14 protein-coding genes and 1 pseudogene are annotated in these 20,282 nt (G+C 62.0%); 10 read left to right on the forward strand and 5 right to left on the reverse strand.

The annotated features are described in order from the left end of the window. Positions 1–31: 31 nt before the first annotated feature. Complete coding sequence (locus ACRHIG_RS03050; protein ID WP_489629329.1) at positions 32–691, forward strand: helix-turn-helix transcriptional regulator; 660 nt, start codon at positions 32–34, stop codon at positions 689–691. On the opposite strand, the gene ACRHIG_RS03055 is transcribed toward ACRHIG_RS03050, so the two are convergent. Next, positions 688–1,953 (reverse strand): MFS transporter, encoded by a 1,266-nt coding sequence (locus ACRHIG_RS03055; RefSeq protein ID WP_489629330.1) that lies wholly within the window; start codon positions 1,951–1,953, stop codon positions 688–690. The two genes, ACRHIG_RS03050 and ACRHIG_RS03055, sit on opposite strands and share 4 nt — an antisense overlap. A 112-nt stretch (positions 1,954–2,065) precedes the next feature. On the opposite strand from ACRHIG_RS03055, the gene ACRHIG_RS03060 reads away from it, so the two are divergent. Continuing rightward, complete coding sequence (locus tag ACRHIG_RS03060) at positions 2,066–2,965, forward strand: LysR substrate-binding domain-containing protein (protein ID WP_489629331.1); 900 nt, start codon at positions 2,066–2,068, stop codon at positions 2,963–2,965. Here the strand turns inward: ACRHIG_RS03060 and ACRHIG_RS03065 are convergent. The 3 genes and pseudogenes from ACRHIG_RS03065 to ACRHIG_RS03075 form a co-directional block, all read right to left on the reverse strand. Continuing rightward, positions 2,962–3,714 carry an SDR family oxidoreductase gene (locus tag ACRHIG_RS03065; RefSeq protein ID WP_489629332.1) on the reverse strand — a complete coding sequence of 251 codons (753 nt, stop codon included), beginning with the start codon at positions 3,712–3,714 and terminating at the stop codon, positions 2,962–2,964. The two genes, ACRHIG_RS03060 and ACRHIG_RS03065, sit on opposite strands and share 4 nt — an antisense overlap. Positions 3,715–3,831: 117 nt before the next feature. Next, positions 3,832–4,383 carry a methyltransferase gene (locus ACRHIG_RS03070; RefSeq protein ID WP_489629333.1) on the reverse strand — a complete coding sequence of 184 codons (552 nt, stop codon included), beginning with the start codon at positions 4,381–4,383 and terminating at the stop codon, positions 3,832–3,834. Positions 4,384–4,664: 281 nt separating this feature from the next. Continuing rightward, a pseudogene (locus ACRHIG_RS03075) lies at positions 4,665–4,874 on the reverse strand (methyltransferase family protein); the annotation flags it as partial. Positions 4,875–5,001: 127 nt separating this feature from the next. Here ACRHIG_RS03075 and ACRHIG_RS03080 point away from each other — a divergent pair. Beyond that, positions 5,002–5,892, forward strand: a complete 891-nt coding sequence (locus tag ACRHIG_RS03080; RefSeq protein ID WP_489629334.1) for a helix-turn-helix transcriptional regulator — start codon at positions 5,002–5,004, stop codon at positions 5,890–5,892. 57 nt (positions 5,893–5,949) lie between these two features. Then, a complete protein-coding gene (locus ACRHIG_RS03085; protein ID WP_489629335.1) occupies positions 5,950–6,354 on the forward strand; it encodes a VOC family protein in 405 nt (134 codons plus the stop codon). Between the two features lie 123 nt (positions 6,355–6,477). Here ACRHIG_RS03085 and ACRHIG_RS03090 read toward each other — a convergent pair whose 3' ends face one another. After that, positions 6,478–9,348, reverse strand: coding sequence for an insulinase family protein (locus ACRHIG_RS03090; RefSeq protein WP_489629336.1), 2,871 nt, complete (start codon positions 9,346–9,348; stop codon positions 6,478–6,480). A 282-nt stretch (positions 9,349–9,630) separates the two neighbouring features. On the opposite strand from ACRHIG_RS03090, the gene ACRHIG_RS03095 reads away from it, so the two are divergent. The 6 genes from ACRHIG_RS03095 (at position 9,631) to ACRHIG_RS03120 (ending at position 20,277) form a co-directional block, all read left to right on the forward strand. After that, entirely contained in the window at positions 9,631–11,043 is a 1,413-nt protein-coding gene (locus tag ACRHIG_RS03095) for a HAMP domain-containing sensor histidine kinase (protein WP_475417003.1), read from the forward strand. Between the two features lie 82 nt (positions 11,044–11,125). Next, positions 11,126–11,581, forward strand: coding sequence for a hypothetical protein (locus ACRHIG_RS03100; protein WP_489629337.1), 456 nt, complete (start codon positions 11,126–11,128; stop codon positions 11,579–11,581). Next, entirely contained in the window at positions 11,578–12,945 is a 1,368-nt protein-coding gene (locus ACRHIG_RS03105; RefSeq protein WP_070312683.1) for a sigma 54-interacting transcriptional regulator, read from the forward strand. The genes ACRHIG_RS03100 and ACRHIG_RS03105 overlap by 4 nt, the downstream gene beginning before the upstream one ends. A gap of 277 nt (positions 12,946–13,222) precedes the next feature. Further along, positions 13,223–13,585, forward strand: coding sequence for a BON domain-containing protein (locus tag ACRHIG_RS03110; protein ID WP_034752546.1), 363 nt, complete (start codon positions 13,223–13,225; stop codon positions 13,583–13,585). Between the two features lie 200 nt (positions 13,586–13,785). Continuing rightward, positions 13,786–14,799, forward strand: a complete 1,014-nt coding sequence (locus ACRHIG_RS03115; protein ID WP_489629338.1) for a bile acid:sodium symporter family protein — start codon at positions 13,786–13,788, stop codon at positions 14,797–14,799. A gap of 339 nt (positions 14,800–15,138) precedes the next feature. Beyond that, entirely contained in the window at positions 15,139–20,277 is a 5,139-nt protein-coding gene (locus ACRHIG_RS03120; RefSeq protein WP_489629339.1) for a RecQ family ATP-dependent DNA helicase, read from the forward strand. Positions 20,278–20,282: the final 5 nt, after the last annotated feature.

Genomic DNA, 20,282 nt, shown 5'->3' on the forward strand with positions numbered 1-20,282 from the left:
TGGTTAACTGGCCCCATGATAGTTGAGCGAAATGAATTACACAAGTAAACGTTTGGATAATGGCGAAGCACCGCAAACGACGGAGCGCATCCTGTATTTCATCAAGACCAAGGGACCCGTCTCCACGGCGACCCTGGCCAAGACCCTGGACATGACGGGCGAGGCGGCGCGCCAGCAAGTGCAAAAGCTGGTGGCGGCGGGCCTGATCGAGGGGCGCCAGGAGGCGCAGGCGGGCGCGGGACGGCCGCGGCAGAACTGGGTCTTGACGGAGGCGGGCAATGCGCGCTTTCCCGACACGCATGCGCAGCTGACGATCAAGCTGATCGGCTCCGTGCGCCAGCTGTTCGGCGAGGCGGGGCTGGATAAACTGATCACGCAGCGCGAAGAGGAAAGCCGCAGCGCGTATGCCCTGGCGTGCTCGGCGCCGGACTTGCCCACGCGCTTGCGGCAGCTGGCCGCCGTGCGCGATGAAGAGGGGTATATGGCGCGCGTGGAAGCGGAGGGCGACGACTGGCTGCTGATCGAAGACCACTGCCCCATCTGCGCGGCCGCGCGCACCTGTCAGGGCTTTTGCCGCTCCGAGCTGCAGCTGTTCCAGGAAGTGGTGGGGCCAAGCGCCAGCATCGTGCGCGAGCAGCACGTGCTGGCGAACGCGATGCGCTGCGTTTATCGCATTTCTCTGTTGCCCTAAGCGTCAGGAAACAGCGGCCAGGTCAGCAGCGCCACCAGCCCCGCCAGCCACCACACGACGGGCCAGCTGCTGGCCGCCAGCAGGTGCGGGATGGCGAGGGGTGTGAGGAACAGCCCCACGTAGACGGCCGTGTTCGCCATGCCCAGGGCCGTGCCCGCATTGGCGGCGCCGGCGCGGGTCGCCAGCTCCGTGTAGGCCACGCCATGCCAGGCGGACACGGCGATGCCGGCGAGCACCACGGCGGCCATCAGCAGCCAGCCCGGCGCCTCCAGCCAGGCGATGCATCCGAGCAAAATGAACGCGGCCAGTGCCACCAGGGCCGAGCCGCGCAGGTAGGCCGGCCGGTTCGCGTGGCGGTCCGTGTGGCGTCCGCTCCAGATGCGCATCACCATGGCGCCCGCCTGCAGGGCCACCATCACGGCCGTGATTTCCGCCAGGCCCAGGCGGCCATGGTCGTGCAGGAAGACGGTGGCATAGCTGAGCACGGCAAACTGCGGCACGCACAGCAAGCCGATGGCTGCCACCATGCGCCAGACTTTACGATTACGTAAAGGTTGCGGTGGCATCACCTCAGACATGCCCGTGGACGCGTTTTGCGGCCCCTTGGCGGCCTCGGCAGAGAAATCGGGCTCATGCATCCAGCGCCACGTAAAAAATGCCGACAGGCCGCATACGAGGGCCAGGGCGCCAAACACGGGCATGAAGCCGTAGGACGATGCCAGACTGGGCAGGACGAGGGCGCCGAGGCCGCCGCCCAGCGGCACGGCCGTCTGGCGGATGCTCATGGCGAAACCCCGTTCGCCCGGGCCGAACCAGCGCATCACGGCGCGGCCGCTGGCGCCATTCACGCTGCCGCCCAGCACGCCGACCAGGGCCAGCCCGGCCGCCAGCGCCCATAAGGGCGGCACGGACCCGTCAGCGGGCGTGATCCACAGCAGCAAGGTCAACAGCGCCAGCATGGTGCCCAGCAAGCCGGTCAGCAGCACGGGGCGGTCGCCCCAGCGGTCGGTGGCCATGCCCCATGGTAATTCGGTCAGGGCCACGCCCAGGCCCATGGCGCCCAGCGCCACCCCCAGTTCTGTATTGCTCAGGTGATAGCCGCTGCGCAGCCAGATGGCCGTGGTAGGCATGCCATTGGCGGCAGCGGAAAAGCTGGCATTGGCCGCCACGCCGACGGCCAGTACTTTCCAGCGATGGGCGTCGCCCAGCACGGGCGCGGTGACGGGGACAGGAACGGAAATGGCTTGGCAACGGGGGCTCATGGCAGGGAGATAAAAGTGGTTGACCCTGACAGTGTCGCGCGCTACGATCATTCTGAATATCAGATAATTTACGCTGCACCATCCCAAAAAACCGGACGATTTCTTCCACGCCATGAGCCTGCTTAATTTCGACATCGCCTTTCTGCGCAGCTATGTGGCTGGCATCGAGCTGGGCAGCTTTGCCCGCGCGGCCGACAAGGTGGGCCGCTCCACCTCGGCCGTCAGCGCGCAGCTGAAAAAACTCGAGGAGCAGGCGGGCATGCCCCTGTTCCGCAAGGATGGCCGGGGCCTGGCGCTGACGCCGGCCGGCGACGTGCTGCTCGGCTATGCGCGCCGCCTGCTGGAACTCAACGACGAGGCGGCCGTCGCCTTGCGCGGGGCGGAACTGGAGGGGTGGATCAGGCTGGGTTTGCAGGAGGATTTTGGCGAAGCCTTGCTGCCCGACGTGCTGGGGCGTTTTGCGCGCGCCCATCCGAAAGTGCGCATCGAGGCGCATGTGGCGCGCAACACGGCCCTGATGGAAGGGCTGGCCATGGGCCAGCTGGACCTGGCCCTGCTGTGGGGCGGCGCCTGCATCGCCGACGTGGCCGAATATCCGCAGCAGCAGCGCCAGCATATTGCCGAACCGTCCATGCGCTGGATCGCCTCGTCCAGCCTGGCCTGGCGGCCCGAGTCGGGCGAGCCGCTGCCGTTGATTGCGTTCGACCGCGAATGCCTGTTCCAGCGCTGCGCCACGCAGGCGCTCGATGGGGCCGGTATCGCCTGGCGCACGGCGTTTACCAGTCCCAGCCTGGCGGGACTGTGGGCGGCGGCCGCCGCCGGGCTGGGCGTGACGGTGCGCACCAGCCTGGGCTTGCCCGCATCCGTGCGCGCGCTCGATCACGTGGAAGCGGGCTTGCCCGCCCTGCCCCCGCTGTCGCTGGAATTGCTGCGCGCCTCAAGCGTGTCCAGGCCGCCCGTCGAGCGCCTGGCCGGCCTGATCATCGAGTCGCTGCAAGAAGATGCCGCTTAAAACGCCTGCGCCGTCGGGCGCAGCACGATTTCATTGATATCCACGTCGGCCGGCTGCTCGATCGCATACGCGATGGCGCGCGCCACGGCATCGGCGGGAATGGCGATCTGGTAGAACTCCTTGACGGCCTTGGCGCTCTCGGCGTGGCTGCTGCCCTGGCTTAATTCCGTGTCGACGGCGCCCGGGGCAATGACGGTGGTGCGGATGGTGCCGCCGCTGGCCGCCAGCTCGTGGCGCAAGCCTTCCGAAATGGCACTGACGGCAAACTTGGTGCCGCTGTAGACGGTGCCGCCCGGGCTGAAGACTTTTAGCCCCGCCACCGACGAAATATTGATGAAGTGGCCGCTGTTTTGCGCCTGGAAATGCGGCAGGACGGCGGCGATGCCGTTGAGCACGCCTTTGATGTTGATATCGATCATGTTGTTCCACTCGTCGACCTTCAAGGCGCTCATCGGCGCGATGGCCATCAGTCCCGCATTGTTGATCAGCACGTCGACCTTGCCGAACACGGCCAGGGCCGTGTCGATCAGATTCTTGACGTCGGCAGGCACCGTGACGTCGGTCTGGGCAATGGCGGCCTGGCCGCCGGCGGCCGTGATTTCCTCGGCGAGGATGGTGAGCAAATCCATGCGGCGCGCGCCGAGCACGACGCAGGCGCCCAATGCGGCCAGGTGGCGCGCGGTGGCTTCGCCCAGGCCGCTGCTGGCACCGGTGATGACGACGACTTTCCCTGCAATAGCTTGACTCATGATGGGTTCCTTGTGAAGGCAGCACAGTGCTGCGGATGACATCGATCAATGCCGGCACAGCTTAGCGCATTTGCGTCCTTTCTTGCTATAAAAAAGATAATTATTAAATGATAATTGTTAGGCGCGAGCAATCAGCACTTGTACGGGCGCCATGGGAAAATCGCTGGCGCCGTATTGCTCCACTTGCCGCCAGCCCGTGTCGTGCAGCAGCTGGGCCAATTCACCGTGCCGTGTCACCGCGCGGCCCAGCATGCGCATCGGCAAGTAATACGGCAGCACGCGCGCTGCGTCGCCCGGTGCCGCCGCGATTTCCGCCTGCACGCAGACGAGCACGCCACCGGGTTTCAACGCCGCTTGCATCTTGCGCAAGGCGCCCGTCATGTCGGGCACGAAATGCAGCACGGACGAGCACCAGATGAGGTCATAGCCGCCGCCGATATCGTCGCTGTCCAGGTCGCCGCCCAGGGTCTCCAGGCGGCCGGATAGTTGCGCATGGGCGATGTTCGCGGCGGCCACGGCCACCGTTTCCGGCCAGTCGAAAACGCAGCCGTGCAAGCCCGCATGGGCTTGCGCCAGCGCAATGGCCACCCAGCCGGGGCCGCCCCCACATCGAGCAGGCGCAGCGGCGTGTTGCCGTCCGCAAACGGCGCGACGCGCTGCATCACGCACAGGGCCGCGCGCATGGTGACGGCGCGCTGCTCCTGGCCGATCTGCTGCTGGGCGGCGGCGGCCCAGTTGACGCCATTGGCCGTGCTGTACGGCGCCGCCTTGCCGCCCTCGCGCACCAGCGTGTGCAGCTGCGTGGCGAAATGGCGCAGCGCGTGCAGCCGGTACAGCCAGGCGTCGCCGCAAAAGGCAACGGAGTCGCGGCAGAAATACTGCAAGGTGGTGGCCGTGCAACGGTAGCGTTGTGCGCTTGCATCCGTATCCGCATCGGCCCCATCGCGTTCCAATATTTGCATGCTCCAGAGTAATTCCAGCAGCAGGGCCGTGTGCGGCGCATGCAGCGACAGGGTTGCGGCCAGCTGCGCCGGCGTGTGCGGCGTGGCCAGCACCTCGAAAATGCCCAGTTCCAGGGCGGCGGCCAGGCCGTCCGCCTGAACGGGCGCGACGGCCAGGTCCCAGTACGGCTGCAAAGCGTGTTGCGTATCGAATGACATGATCTTCCTTTCGGCGTGGTGGGCATCAGGGTCATTTTATGCAACAATGAGAATAGTTATCATTTGCATTTGTATGCGGCAAGGCGCATTTCATATGCGCGACGGCGCGCGGAAAACGGGAGGAGCGATGAGGGAACAGGACAGGGAAGCGGCAGGCTGGACGCGGCGCCAGCTGGACCCGGGGTTGAAAGAGTGCCGCGCCGACCAGCGGCAAGTCGACCAGGGCTTGCTGCTCGTGCATTCCGATTACCGCCCGCACCTGGCGCTCGTCGAGCCATCGCAGCATGACGATGCAGGCGGTATGGTGATCACCATCGGCCTGGAAGGCGCGTCCGGCTACGTCACGCGCGATGGCGAACAATTGCGTTTCCAGGGCGGCCATACGACCATGACGGTGTTTCGCCACGTCAGTGGCGAGCGCCGTTTCGAGGCGCAGCAACGGGCGGCGCAATTGCGCGTGCTGGTCGATGAAGAGGCGCTGGCGCGCTACTGGCCCGAGGGCCTGGCGTCCCTGCTGCCCCACAGCGGCGCGCGCCAGCTGGCGCATGCGGCCACCACGGCTGCTGCTGCCCTGCACGCCCGCTCGCTGCTGCGCGCGACGGACCCGCTGGCCGTGCATATCGGCGTGCTGAGTATCCTGGCGGAACAGCTGCGGGGACTGCGGCCCGCGCCCGTGCCCGTGCCGCGCTGGTCCGAGGCCGACATCGTCAAATTGGAACGTGTCCACGCGCTGATGCAGGAGCAGATGGCGCAGGCACTCACGCTCGATTACCTGTGCGCGCAAGCGGGCCTGAGTTTGTTCAAGCTCAAGCAGGGGTGGCGCTACCGCTACAACGACAGTCCCCAGCGCACCCTGCTGGCGCTGCGCATGCAGCGGGCAAAGTTACTGCTGGAAAATGGTTGCCAGGTGGCGCAGGCGGGCTGGCAAACCGGTTATCGCCACCCGGCCAATTTCAGCGCCGCCTTCAGCCGCTATTTCGGCTACGCACCGAAGACCGTGGGCCGCGCGGGCGCGTAAAAAGGCGGTGTAGAATCGGCGGTCAGCATCCATAACTACGACCCATAAGGAGACATGATGGCCCGCAAAATCTTTGTCAATCTGCCCGTCCAGTCGCTCGAGCGTTCCGTGGCGTTTTTCACGGCGCTGGGCTTCAGTTTCAATGCCCATTTCACGGATGAAACGGCGACGTGCATGATCGTCACCGACGATATTTTCGTGATGCTGTTGACGCACGACAAATTCAAGCAATTCACGCCCAAGCAGCTGTGCGACACCAAGGTGGCGACGGAAGTGCTCGTGTGTCTGTCGGCCGAGAGCCGGGGCGAAGTCGATGCGCTGGTGGCGAAAGCCGTCCAGGCGGGCGGCAGCATCTACAAGGAGCCGATCGATTTCGGCTTCATGTATGGCCACAGTTTCCAGGACCCCGATGGCCATCAATGGGAATTGATGTACATGGAAGCAGGCGCCGTACCTGGCTGATCGGTGGTGGTGTCGGATTACGCGGCGTGCCGCCGCTAATCCGACCTACGCTACGGCTCAGGCAGATCGGGTAGGTCGGATTAGCGCGGCAAATCCGCGCGTAATCCGACGTCTCCGGCCAGCTTAGGAAGCCAGCGCCAGCAGATCGACCACGTCCAGGCCGGCCAGGTCTTGCGTCGTGTTGCCCGCAAACGCGGCGCGGCTTTGCTGGCCGTTTTTCAGCCAGGTGCGCGTGACTTCCTTGATCTGGCTCAAGGTGCAATTGAGCACGCCGGTGCGGAACTGCTGGCGCACGGCTTCCGTCGTGCCCCGCTGCTGCATGTTCCACGCCGTCAGCGCTTCCGCGTACGGCGAGTGCGGCTTGTCGAGGCCCTTGATGACGCAGATGATGGCTTCTTCCACCTGCTCTTGCGAGAAATCGCCGTCGAGGATCTGGTCGAGCGTCGTGCCGAAGTCGGCGAACGTGCCGGCCAGGCGCGGATCGCGGTAGGAGCTCAGCGTGAACGTGCCGGCGCCGGCCGCGTAGCTGGCGCTGCCGCCATACGCGCCGCCTTTTTCGCGCAGGGCCGTATGCAGCACCTGGTTGGTCATCAGTTCGGCGGCCACGGCCAGGGCCGACGCGTCCGGATTGTGCACGCCCGGCACGGCCCAGGAAACGAAGCAATGGTTGATCTGGCTCGTCGCATGCAGGGCCGTGTTGGCCAGTGGCAAGGCGACCGGTGCGGCGGCAACGGCAGGTGCGGCCGCATCCGTGCTGGCGGCTGGCAACTCGAGCAGACGTGCCAGGGTGATGCCATCCTGCTCCAGGCCCGCGCACAGCACGGTCGGTTGCTGGGCGATGATGTGTGCGTGCAGGGTGTCGAGTTCGCGCGCGATTTCCTGCAAGCCTGCCGACGTCTTGCTCAGCTGCTGCAAACGGCGGTAGAACGGCAGCGCTGCCGGGCCGCCGACGATGTCGTCGAAGCGGCGCGTCGGCGACAGGGGCGCTGCCGAGGCCAGCATGGCGTAGCGGTTGCCCGATTCGGCCAGGCTGGAGAGTTTGTCTTGCACCAGGCTTTCGATCAAGAAAGCCAAGCGCTCTTCTTCATCGAAGCGGGGCTTGGCGATCCAGGCCGACAGCACGGCGGCGATGGCCGCGTGTTCTTCGCGCAAGCCGCTGGCCGAGAACGAGAGTTCCACGCGCATCGCTTGTTGCGGGCGGGGAATGGCTTCCAGGCCGATGTGGAACGAAGGCACCATGCTCTGGCGCCAGGCGCTGGCGTCGTCGAACGACATGTCGCCCACGCCCAGTTCCGGCGCCAGGTCCGTGTACAGGCGCAGCCAGGGCCACGACGCTTCCGGCAAGCCCGACACGTCGTACAGCACGTTGGCATAGCTGATGCCGTTCGAGGCAATGCTGAACGCCACGGCGCCGTCGACGGCGGCTGGAATCGGCAGGGCCGGGCGCGGCGCGGCGCTGACGTCGCCGGGGCGGATGCGCGGCAGCACTTCCGAATTCGACGGCAGTTGCTGGTGCGCTTCCAGCGCGGCGGACTCGGCCACGATGTGCTCGCGCTCGGCATCCGTCAGCTTCGCCTGCAGGGCGGCCAGTTTGGCGTCTTCCTGCGCGGCGCGGTCCGTGAAATAGGCGGCATCGGGCACCACGTGCGTCGTCAAGCGGGTCGGATTGGCGATCAGCTCGCGCACCAGCTGCTTGAAGAAGGCCGGATCTTCGATCTGCTGCTCCAGCGTTTCCAGGATGGCCGCATTGTCGAACGCATCCATCACGTTGCCGTCGTACATGGCCAGCGGCAAGGCGTGCAGCAAACGGCCCAGGCCGTAAGGCATGCGGCCGCTGCTGATTTCGCGCTGGCTGTATTTGATGTCGCGCAAGGCCGCGTGCAGCACGGCGGCGGGAATACCCTCTTCCGCCGTTTCTTCCAGCGCCGTCCAGATGCGTTGGTGCGCATCGGCGATCTGTTCCTGGGTCAAGCCTTCCATGCCGATGTGGAACACCATCTGGCGGATGCCCGCGTCGCGGCCATTCATGTCCGATGGGCGGCCATAGCCGGCCGATTCCATGGCGCGCATGACGGGCGCCGACGATTCGCCCAGCAAGCCGTGCGACAGCAAATGCGCGTGGTAGTAGGCGATGGGGTCGCTCGATTCGCCCATCAGCCAGGCGAATTGCAGGCCGAATTCATCGTCGCGCGCTTCCTGCGATGGAATTTTGACGATGTTTTCCTGCGGCGCCGTCCACGCGGGCGCCAGCTGCGGCAGGCGGCGCGGGCTAAAGCCGCTGAGCTTGGACAGCACGCGCTCGGCGACCTGCTCCTGCACGGCCGACGCTTCGATATTGCCGGAGGTCATGATCACGGCTTGCGAAGGGTGATAGTGGCTGGCGTGGAATTCTTTCAGCATGGCGTGCGTCAGCTCGGGAATGTTCAGCGGATCGCCGCCCGATTCCACTTCATACGTCGTGCCCTTGAGCAAGGCGCTGGCGATGCCGCTGTCGAGCGCGCGCATGGGGCTGTTGAAAGCGCCCTTCATTTCATTGAAGACGATGCCCTGGTACACCAGCTTGTCGCCTTCGAACGCATGGCGCCAGCCTTCCTGGCGGAAATTCAGGTAATCGAGATTCGGGAAGAAGGCCGCGTCCAGGTACACGTCGAGCAGATTGAAGAAATCCTTGCGGTCGGTGCTGGCGAACGGGTACACGGTGCGGTCCGGATAGGTCATCGCATTCATGAAGGTGGCCGTCGAGCGGCGCAGCATCGAGAAGAAGGGGTCGCGCACCGGGTAGCGCGACGAACCGCACAGGGCCAGGTGTTCGAGGATGTGGGCGCGTCCGTCGCTCACTTCCGGCACAGTGGGAAAGGCCACCAGGAACACCATCTCAGCCTGCTCGGTATGCATGTGGATATGGCGCATGCCCGTTGCTGGCTCGACATATTGCTCGATGGTTGCCTGCAAGACTGGAATGAAGTTGCTGCTGACTTTTTCAAATGTGCTCATGCGGTATGGGATCTCTGCGGTAGGTGATTCGGAGTGTCGGTGGGGCTGCATCACATGTGGGGGCAAAGCGGCGCAATGCCAGGGGCGGGGCCACTTTGATGCCTGCGTGAAGTTTTTCCCTATTGTACTAGGAGTATCCGCGCGCCGCCGCCGGGCCTTGCTTGTCGGCCGTAAAAGCAACAATGTTGCAAAATAAACCAATCTGGACAGGTGGCGCCCCGGGATGGGGGCTTAGCGTACCATGCGCCTTTTGCACTCCAGACTGAACCGAAGGCGCCTACCTTGTCCCGACTTTCCTTTCGCCAACTGTTATTTGCCGCCTTCATTTTGACGACGGGTATCTTGACGGCCACTTCCGTGCAAGCCCTGCTGACCCTGGAGCACCTGGCGCGCCTGGGGCGCGAGACGGCGGCGCAGGCGATCGCCCTGACGGAACAGTCGCAGCGCCTGTCCGAGCGCACCCTGGCCATGGAACGCAGCGCGCGCCAGTTCCTCGTGCTGGACGATCCCGTCTTCCGCGAGCGCTACGCGGCGGCGCGCGACGAAGCGGCGGCGGCGCTGCAAGTGCTGAACCGTGCCACGCCCGAATTCGCTCCACAGCTGGCCGACGAATGGACGGCGCAGGCGCAATCGGCCTGGGAAGTCTTGCAAGCCGGAAAACGCCGCAAGCGCGATGGCCACGCCGTCGTGTACCGCGCGTTTGCCCGCATGACGCAGATCAATGACAGCCTGGCGCGCGAAAGCAAGACGGAAATCGGCAGCCGCAACGACGCACTGCTGGCCGAGCTGGAACGCCAGCGCCGCCTGCTGGGCGTGCTGGTGGGCGGCGCCGTGCTGCTGGCGGCCGTGCTGGCCACCTGCTTCGGTTTTTTACTCTCGCGCCCGCTGCGCCGCATCGAGACGGCCATCGAGCGCCTGGGCGAGAAGCGCTACGACCAGCCCATCGTCGTCGGCGGCCCGGCCGACACGCGCCGCCTGGGCCAGCAGCTGGACTGGCTGCGCCAGCGCCTGGCTGACCTCGATGCCGACAAGGAACGTTTTCTGCGCCACATTTCGCATGAGCTGAAAACGCCGCTGGCGGCCCTGCGCGAAGGCGTGGCCTTGCTGGAAGACGAGGTGGCAGGCAAGCTCAGCGACAGCCAGCGCGAAATCGCCGGCATCCTGCAGCAAAACACGGCGTCCCTGCAAACCCAGATCGAAGACTTGCTGCGCTACAATACCGCCGCTTTTGACGCTCAGCACCTGGCGCACAGCAAGGTCGATTTGCTTGTCTTGCTGCAAGATGTGGTTGCCGGGCAGCGCCTGCAATGGCTGGCGCGCCGTTTGACGGTCGAGGTGCAGGGCGAGTCCCTGATCGTGCAGGCCGACCGCGACAAGCTGGCGACGGCCCTGGCGAACCTGCTGTCGAATGCCGTGCGCTTCAGCCCGGAAGGCGGCACCGTGCGTTTCAGCCTGGCTTGCGAAGGCGGCCGTGTGCGCATCGATTGCATCGACGAGGGGGCCGGCGTGGCGCCCGAGGATGCCGCGCGCATTTTTGAACCGTTTTACCAGGGAGTGCGCCAGGCGGCCGGCGCGCGCAACGGCAATGGCATCGGCCTGTCCATCGTGCGCGAATATATCGCCGCCCACGACGGCAGCGTCACTCTTTTACCGCGCCAGGCTGGCGCGCATTTTCGGATAGAACTGCCCTTATGATGACGAGAACTTCCCTGGCCGGCATGGCCGCCTGCGCGCTGCTGCTGGGCGCCTGCGCCGCCAAGCCCCCACCCAGACGCCCGTGCTGGTGCAGACGCCGCCGCGCGTGGTGGTGGTGATGGACCCCCAGCTGGCCGAACTGCTGGCGTATCAAAGCGCCTTGCGCCTGATGACGCCGTCGGAACTGGCGAAAGCGCAGCTGGACCTGGCCAAGGCCGACCACGCGCCGCACAACACGATCCGCCGCGCCATGCTGCAGGCGACCGTGCGCGGCCCCGGCGACCTGGCCCGCGCGCAAGCCTTGCTGGAACCGCTGGCCACGGCCACGGGCAAGGACGCGCAACTGCTGGCGCCGCTGGCGCAATTGCTCGGCAGCCAGTACGCGGAACTGCGCCGCCAGGAAGACAGCATCGACAAGCTCAACACGCAGTTGCGCGACGCCCAGCGCCGCAACGACTTGCTCAATGAAAAGCTGGAAGCACTGAAAAACATCGAGCGCAGCCTGTCCGTGCGCCCTGCCGCGGGAGCGGCGAAATGAGCGAGCACGCCCACATTCTATTGGTCGACGACGACCCCGACCTGCTGCGCCTGCTGACCATCCGCTTGAAGGCGGGCAACTATCGCGTGACGGCCGTGGGCAGCGCGGAAGCGGCGCTGGCGCGCCTGGCCGTGGAATTGCCGGCCCTGGTTATTACCGACGTGCAATTGCCCGGCCGCGACGGCCTGGCCCTGTTCGATGAAATCCGCCGCCAGCACGCGGCCCTGCCCGTCATTTTGCTGACGGCGCACGGCACCATTCCCGACGCCGTCGACGCCACGGCGCGCGGCGCGTTTGCGTACCTGACGAAGCCGTTCGACGGCAAGCTCTTGATGGAAAAAGTGGCGTACGCCATCAACTTGTCCACCGTCATGCCGGCGCCCGCGTCCGGCGACGAAAGCTGGCGTGCAGAACTGATCAGCCGCAGTGCGCAGATGGCCGAGCTGCTGGCCGAAGCCAAGCTGGTGGCCGGCTCCGACGCCAGCATCCTGATCCGCGGCCCCAGCGGCACAGGCAAGGAATTGCTGGCGCGCGCGCTGCACAACGCCAGCCGCCGCGCCAAGGCGCCGTTCATCGCCGTCAATTGCGGCGCCATCCCCGAGCAGCTGCTGGAATCGGAACTGTTCGGTCACGTGAAAGGCTCGTTTACGGGCGCCGTCGGCAACCGCGAAGGTTTATTTCAGGCGGCCGATGGCGGCACCCTGTTCCTGGACGAGATCGGCGACATGCCGCTGCCGCTGCAAGTCAAATTGCTGCGCGTGCTGCAGGAGCGGGCCGTGCGGCCCGTGGGCGCCGACCAGACGCGGCCCGTCGACGTGCGCTTATTGTCCGCCACGCACCGCGACCTCGACGTGGCCATGGCGGAAGGGCAATTCCGCGAAGACCTGTATTACCGGCTCAACGTGGTCACCTTGACCTTGCCGCCGCTAGCCGAGCGCCGCGAAGACATCGCCCTGCTGGCGAACCATTTCCTGCAGAAACTGGCGGCCAAGTACCAGAAACCGCTGAACGGCTTTGCGCCCGACGCGCTCACGGCCCTGGTGGCGGCGCCATGGCCCGGCAACGTGCGCCAGCTGGTCAATGTGGTCGAGCAAGTGTGCGCGCTGGCCACGGCGCCGCTGGTGCCCTTGAGCCTGGTGCAGCGGGCCCTGCGCGTGCCGTCGCTGGAAGCGCTCAGCTATAACGAAGCCAAGCAGCGCTTCGAGCGCGACTACCTGATCCAATTGCTGCGCCTGACGGACGGCAACGTGGCCGACGCGGCCCGCCTGGCCGACCGCAACCGCACGGAGTTCTACCGTTTATTGCAGAAATACGAACTGACGCCAGCCCTGTTCCGGGCCGACGGCGACCCTGTCGCTGATTAGCGACAAAAATAAAGCGTGGATAATCAAAGGCTTACTGAAAAATATTGATGATATTGCCACAAGCTGTCGTCGTCAGGCGACAAAAAGCCCGGTTTTTCGGGCCGGATTCGCCTGAAACGCGCTGGAAAAATTGGCTTTGAATATAAGTGGTTGATTTTGAAGGGAAATTAAAAGCTGGCACGGTGCTTGCTGTATGGGTAGATGTGACGCTTCAAAGTGTTGCTGTTTATTGCTATAGCCAAGTAAGAAGCTTTTAACTTCATTGAGAGGAACTACCATGCAAACATCGAAACTGTTCAATACCCTGGTCGCCGCTATCGTACTGTCGGGCGCCTCGATCACCGCTTCGCATGCAGCTGACTCCGCACCAAAAGCACAAGCTCCTGCTGACACCGTCGTGGCCGCCAACGCCGCCGCTGCCGTCCCTGATGAAACCATCACTTCCTCGGCCAAGGCCGCCCTGAGCGCCGATGCGCAAGCCGCTGCCCTGCCAGTCAAGGTAGCAACCCAGCAAGGTGTGGTCGTCCTGTCGGGCGATGTACCGAGCGCCGAAGCGGGTGACCGCGTCGTGCAGATCGTCGCTTCCGTGAGCGGCGTGAAAGAAATCAAGAACGAGCTGAAAGTCAAAGCCGCCGGTTAATCCCTCGCGCTGTACTTTACTCCGGGTTGCCCTGTCTGCGGACAGGGCATTTTTTTGTGCCATTGTGTCCACAAGCCACGCCTGCTTCCAGGCGGGTAGCTCGGCAATGGGGTTAGAATAGCCAGCACTGGCGCCGATTCCGGCGCTTTTTGTCATCCATGGCGCAGTGTTGCAAGGCTGGGCCGCTACCAGGCTACCGCATGTCTTCATTCTTTCCCGCCGCCCTGTTGCGCAATCTGAAACCCGACAACTTCACCATCGCCCTGCTCGTCACCGTGGCGCTGGCCAGCTTCCTGCCCTGCACGGGCCAGACGGCCGTGGTCTTCGGCAATATCACCACGGTGGCCATCGGCGCCCTGTTCTTCCTGCATGGCGCCAAGCTGTCGCGCGAAGCCGTGGTGGCCGGCGTCATGCACTGGCGCCTGCATTTGCTGGTGCTGGCCAGCACGTTCATCTTGTTCCCCCTGCTGGGCCTGGCCCTGCGGCCGCTGGCGCTGACCTTCCTCACGCCTGAGCTGTACGTGGGCATCCTGTTCCTGTGCGCCTTGCCATCGACCGTGCAATCGTCGATCGCCTTGACGGCCATGGCGCGCGGCAATGTGCCAGCCGCCATCTGCAGCGCCTCGGCCTCGAATTTCATCGGCATCTTCCTTGCGCCCATCCTGGTGGGCTTGCTGGTGGCCAAGGGCGCGGAAAGCAAGTCGTCGGTCGACGCCGTGCTGTCCATCGTCATGCAGCTGCTGCTGCCCTTCCTGGCCGGCCAGTTCCTGCGCCGCTGGATCGGCCGCTGGGTCGACCGCCACAAGGCCATGCTGAAATTCGTCGACCAGGGTTCCATTTTGCTGGTGGTCTACACGGCCTTCAGCGAAGCCGTCAGCGAAGGCCTGTGGCACACGATCTCGGTGGAAACCCTGGTGGCCCTGAGCGTGTTCAGCATCGTGCTGCTGGCCCTGGTCCTGGGCCTGATGACCTTCATCAGCCGCCGCCTGGGCTTTAACAAGGAAGATGAAATCGCCATCGTCTTTTGCGGTTCGAAGAAAAGCCTGGCCAGCGGCGTGCCGATGGCCAAGGTACTGTTTGCCACGCACTCGCTGGGCATGGTGATTTTGCCGCTGATGCTGTTCCACCAGATTCAATTGATGATTTGCGCCGTGATTGCGCAGCGCTATGCGCGGCGCGACGAGGGGCAGGAAGATATGGTAAAGACGTCTTGAGTGACGTCTGAGCATTGCATGGAAACCGCGCCGAGGCGCGGTTTTTTTATTGGCGCTACCTGTCGTCTATGGAGTGTAGAGTAAGAGGCAATACTGCGGTATTTAGCGTGATCGGCATGACTCGTCCTGAATCCTTTTAGCCATTGTGTTGGCGGTGGAACGCTGGAAGGTTGCGAACGCAAGATTCATTTACCCGAATTAGTATGATATTTTTATTGCCTTTCAATTTATATTGAATATAAAGCTATTAATAGGCAGTAGGTCGTATCACAATGCGAGCGCGTCGATGGAAAAGGCATCTGTCGATGCCATAGATTTTTTTAAAGGACTTCTGATCGCATGTATCCATTGGCTTTATTGAACGCACTTGTCTTTGATCTGGAAGTGGTTCCCCCGCAAGATAATCAGCCTGCGCGCATTATCAAGCTTGGTGCTTTGCGTCCTGACACTTCACAACGGCTGGAATTGAATACCTCCCGCAGGAATCTGCCCCATGCCTTGATCCAGATGGATCAGCTATCTGATGGCGCAGCCTGGGTGCTCGGGCATAACATCATCGATCACGATCTGCCCCTGCTGAGGTTGAATGCGCCCACGCTGGCAATGCATCACTTGAAGGTCATCGACACCCTGCGGCTATCGCCCCTGGCCTTTCCACGCAATCCTTATCACCGCTTGATCAAGGATTACAAACTCATCAAAGATAGCTTGAATTCCCCGTTGGCAGACTGCGATGCCACGCTGACGTTATTCCAGGATCAACGGGCAGCGTTTGCTCAGCTGGGTGTGTCGGATGCTAGGGAATTGAGCTGTTATCAAAGCTTGATTGCGCCCCACGGAAGCGACCTGGACGCATTCTTTCGCGAGGTCACCCAACTGCCACCCTTGGCCCTGCATCAATTGAAAACCCTGATCCGGGATTTGTTACGTGAAACCGATAACCTGTATAAGCGAGACCTGAAGGTCTGCCGCACTCGGCTCGACAAGTTGCTCGAGCATGATTTACTGAATGAAAACATGCGCTGGCCATTGGCCTACACTCTGGCCTGGCTGCGTGTATCTGGAAGTAATTCTGTACTTGCGCCATGGGTGCGTTACCAATTTCCGGCAGTAAGTCAATTGATTGCCGAGTTGCGCGATATACCGTGTGGCGATGTGCATTGCCAATACTGCAGCACGACCCATGATCCGCTCAGTGAGTTGAAACGCTATTTCAATTACCCGGATTTCCGCTATGAAAAGACGGGCGAGAGTTTGCAGCACGATGTGGTGCTGGCCGGCATGCGTGGCGAAAACGTACTCGCCATTCTGGCGACCGGGGGTGGGAAATCACTGTGCTATCAACTGCCGGCACTGAATCGCTACCATCGTAATGGCAGTCTCACCGTGATTATCTCACCGCTGCAGTCGCTGATGAAAGATCAGGTCGATGGCCTGCTGGATCGCAATGTGCAGTGTGCGGCCAGTTTGAATGGCTTGCTGACCATGCCCGAGCGTGCCGATGTGCTGGAAAAAATTCAGCTCGGAGATGTGGGTATTTTGCTGGTCTCGCCCGAGCAGTTCCGTAACAAGGCGTTACGGCGTGCGATCTCACAGCGGCAAATCGGTGCCTGGATTTTCGACGAGGCGCATTGCCTGTCGAAATGGGGCAATGACTTCCGTCCTGACTACCTGTATGCCTCGCGTTTCATCAAGCAATTTCACGCTGACCAGCCCTGCGCGCCCGTCGGCTGTTTTACCGCCACGGCCAAGCCCGATGTATTGGACGATATCCGCGCCCATTTCAAGGAAGGCTTGAACATTGCATTTCACGAGTTCCTGGGTTCCCATGAACGCACCAACCTGAATTTCTCGGTGTTGCCGTGCAGCCGCCCCGAAAAGCCGGCCAGGGTGCATGAACTGCTGGCGCATGAACTGGAAGACCTGTATGGTGGCGGCGCGGTTGTCTTCGTGTCCAGCCGCAAAGGGGCCGAAGAGCTCTCGGATTTTCTGGTCAAGCAAAAATGGTCCTGCAAGCACTTCCATGCAGGGCTACCACCTGGTGAAAAAACCGATATACAGGACGATTTCAAGAACGGCAGGCTCCAGATCATCGTTGCTACCAATGCTTTTGGCATGGGAGTGGACAAGAAAGATATCCGGCTGGTCGTCCATGCCGATATTCCGGGATCGCTGGAAAACTATTTACAAGAGGCCGGCAGGGCAGGTCGGGACGAGGACGAGGCAAGGTGCGTGCTGTTGTATGATCCGCAGGATATTGAGACGCAATTCGGCCTGAGCGAGCGCTCCAAGCTGAGCCTGCGTGATATTCAACAAATCCTGCGCAAGCTGCGTTTCGAAAGCGGCAAGCGCAAGGGCGGAGAGCTGGTCATCACGGCTGGCGAAATCCTCATGGATGCAGCCGTGGAGACCAGCTTTGCGGCGGACGACCGTGATGCCGAAACCAAGGTCAGTACCGCTGTCGCATGGCTTGAACGCAGCCAATTCGTCAAGCGCGAGGAAAACCTGACGCGCATTTTCCCAGCACGGCTCGCCAAAAGTGCTCAGGAGGCAGAGCAGTGTTTGCTGCGGGCGCAGTTACCGCAGCGCCGGCTGGCCGAATTCCGCGCCATCCTCGGCTTTCTGTATGAGGCCGGCACTGATGAACGCATCAATACCGATCAGTTGATGGCTCTGACTGCACAGTCGCACGAAGAGGTGGCGGAAATATTGCAGCAAATGGAAGCGATGAAGCTGCTGATCAACGACACCCAGCTGACGCTTTACGTTCGGCATGGTATCGCCGGTTCTTCCATGCAGCGTCTGGAGCAAACGCTGCGTCTTGAAAAAGCCCTGCTGGACCTGCTGCCCGAACTGGCCCCGGATGCCGGCCAGAACGACTGGCAAGACCTGAATCTCGTTCCACTCACGGCCGCGCTGCGCACTGCGACCGGGCAGCAGGAATTATTACCTCTGCATTTACTGAAGTTGTTACGCAGCCTGTCGAAAGATCATGATGGGGAAAACCAGAAACGCAGCAGTTTTGAACTTCGGCAAATCAGCCGTGATCATCTCAAGCTGCGTTTCTGCGGCGAATATACCTGGTCGCAGATCGTCAAACTGGGTGACAAGCGCCGGGGCATTGCCAGCCAGCTCATGGCTTTCTTGATCGGCAAACTACCTGCCGGGGTACGCAGCAAAGATCTGTTGATCGATACAACTTTTGGTCAACTGGCGGCTGTCATCGAAGGAGATATTGAACTGAGCCATCGGATTCCTTCGGATCAGCGCCGCAAGGCGGTCGAACATGCTTTGCTCTATCTGCACCAGCAGGACGTGATCATTCTGAACCATGGTATGACGGTGATGCGGCGGGCAATGACGATAGAGGTCAATGTTGAGAAAAAGGGCAGCTACCTCAAGGAGGATTACCTGCGGCTCGACGAGCATTACCGCGAAAAGTGCATTCAAGTTCATGTCATGCGCGAGTATGCTGAAGTTGGCCTGCAGAAAATGGAACGGGCCTTGCGGCTGGTGTTCGATTACTTCAGCCAGTCAAAGCGGGATTTCATTCAATCCTATTTCCAGGGCCGCGAAGAGATCTTGAAACTAGCCACGAGTGAAGATTCCTGGAAATCGATTGTGCATTCATTGAGCACCAGCCAGAAGCTGGTGGTAGCGGACAACGACGATCAGAATCGCTTGGTGCTGGCCGGGCCGGGTTCCGGCAAGACGCGGGTGATCGTGCACCGGATTGCTTACCTGTTGCGTGTCCGGCGCGTACCTGCCAGCAGCATTATTGCGCTGACGTTCAATCGTCATGCCGCCAACGAGATTCGCAAGCGCTTGCTCAAGCTGGTGGGCGCCGATGCCTATGGCGTCAGCGTGATGACCTATCACGGCATGGCGATGCGGTTGACCGGGACGCGGTTTGAACGCGGTGAAGTCCCTGACGGAATCGAGCTCAAAAAGGTGATCGATCGTGCGGTAAAACTGCTGGAAAGCGGCGGCCAGGTTGACGGTGAAGACGATCTGTGTGAACAATTGCTGCGCGGCTATCGCTACATCATGGTCGATGAATATCAGGACATCGACGAGATGCAGTACCGCCTGGTCAGCGCGCTGTCCGGTCGCAATGCGGACGAAGACGGAAGGCTATGCATCCTGGCGGTGGGCGATGACGATCAGAATATCTATGATTTCCGCGATACCAATAATCGCTATATAGAAAGGTTCTGCGAGGAATACGGCGCCGGTATCAGCTATCTGGTTGAGAATTATCGCTCCAGTTCTCATATCATCGCGGCCGCCAACCGGGTGATCGGCTTCAATCCCGGACGGCTCAAGCTAGACCATCCGATCCGGATCGACAGGGCCCGCAACGAACTGCCCGCCGGTGGCGGCTGGCAGGCACGCGATGCCGTGCGTCAAGGCCAGGTCGTGCGTATCCAATTGCCCCAAAGCGACTGCAAGGTCGGTAATCTCCAGGCCCAGGCCGTGGCGCAGGAGCTGCAGCGTCTGATTGAACTGGAAGATGCGCCAAGCTGGGATGGCTGCGCAGTGCTCGTCCGGAATCATCTCTACCTTAAACCGCTTCAGGCCTGGTGCGAACTCAATGGTATTCCTTATTTCTTAGCAGCTGAAAAGGAAACTACCCAGCAATTTGTGCGCGAACGTGGATACTTGAAGGTGATGGACGTCTTACGGAGAACCCGGCAATCGCTGCGCGCTGGCAATGTGCTGCAGTTGCTTACACCACATTTCACTGATAAGAGCTGGCTGGCATTTTTCGAAACAGCATTCCTGCATCTCGCAGTGGAGCTGGGGGACTGCGAACTATCCGGGCAGGCCATGATCGACTGGCTGTACGACTATGCCAGGGAGCTGCACCATCAACCGCGCAAGGGTCTTTACCTCGGTACCGTACATTCAGCCAAAGGCCTGGAGTTTCGCCATGTCGGTTTGCTCGACAGTGGCTGGAGCGATAATGTGCAACAAATCAACGATGAGCGCCGCCTCTACTATGTCGGCATGACGCGGGCAGAGGAAACGTTGACTTTGTGTGAATTTGTGTCAGGCAACCGATTCAGCCGTCAACTCGGTCAGTTTGCGATGCAACATATTTTCCAGGGCACGCACGATGTTCGCCTTGAAAAAAACTATGGGCAACTGCCGATGGGCGACATCGATGTGGGCTACCCCGGCCGCAAACCCCACGACGCCACAATTCATGCTGCGATCGCTGATTTGAAGCAGAATGATCCATTGCTGCTGAAGCGTGAGGGCGAGCGATTTTTATTCATCGACAAACAAGGCCGGGAAGTGGGACGTACCGCGATCGCCTTTAAGCCTGGCTTCAATATCGAGCATTGTGAGGTCGCGGGCATCTATGTTCGGTATAGACAGGATAGTGAGGAGAAATTCCACCCTTCCATCAAGGTTGATACATGGGAGGTGGTGGTACCAAAAATCACTGGCTCGTCTATTCCGAGTGGTTGAGGCGC

The sequence above is a fragment of the Janthinobacterium sp. C22 genome (genome assembly GCF_057919405.1).

Bases quoted from the DNA above. Each gene is read 5' to 3' on its own strand.
- ACRHIG_RS03050 (WP_489629329.1), top strand. From the start codon at position 32: ATGAATTACACAAGTAAACGTTTGGATAATGGCGAAGCACCGCAAACG.
- ACRHIG_RS03055 (WP_489629330.1), bottom strand. From the start codon at position 1,953: ATGAGCCCCCGTTGCCAAGCCATTTCCGTTCCTGTCCCCGTCACCGCG.
- ACRHIG_RS03060 (WP_489629331.1), top strand. From the start codon at position 2,066: ATGAGCCTGCTTAATTTCGACATCGCCTTTCTGCGCAGCTATGTGGCT.
- ACRHIG_RS03065 (WP_489629332.1), bottom strand. From the start codon at position 3,714: ATGAGTCAAGCTATTGCAGGGAAAGTCGTCGTCATCACCGGTGCCAGC.
- ACRHIG_RS03080 (WP_489629334.1), top strand. From the start codon at position 5,002: ATGAGGGAACAGGACAGGGAAGCGGCAGGCTGGACGCGGCGCCAGCTG.
- ACRHIG_RS03085 (WP_489629335.1), top strand. From the start codon at position 5,950: ATGGCCCGCAAAATCTTTGTCAATCTGCCCGTCCAGTCGCTCGAGCGT.
- ACRHIG_RS03090 (WP_489629336.1), bottom strand. From the start codon at position 9,348: ATGAGCACATTTGAAAAAGTCAGCAGCAACTTCATTCCAGTCTTGCAG.
- ACRHIG_RS03105 (WP_070312683.1), top strand. From the start codon at position 11,578: ATGAGCGAGCACGCCCACATTCTATTGGTCGACGACGACCCCGACCTG.
- ACRHIG_RS03110 (WP_034752546.1), top strand. From the start codon at position 13,223: ATGCAAACATCGAAACTGTTCAATACCCTGGTCGCCGCTATCGTACTG.
- ACRHIG_RS03115 (WP_489629338.1), top strand. From the start codon at position 13,786: ATGTCTTCATTCTTTCCCGCCGCCCTGTTGCGCAATCTGAAACCCGAC.
- ACRHIG_RS03120 (WP_489629339.1), top strand. From the start codon at position 15,139: ATGTATCCATTGGCTTTATTGAACGCACTTGTCTTTGATCTGGAAGTG.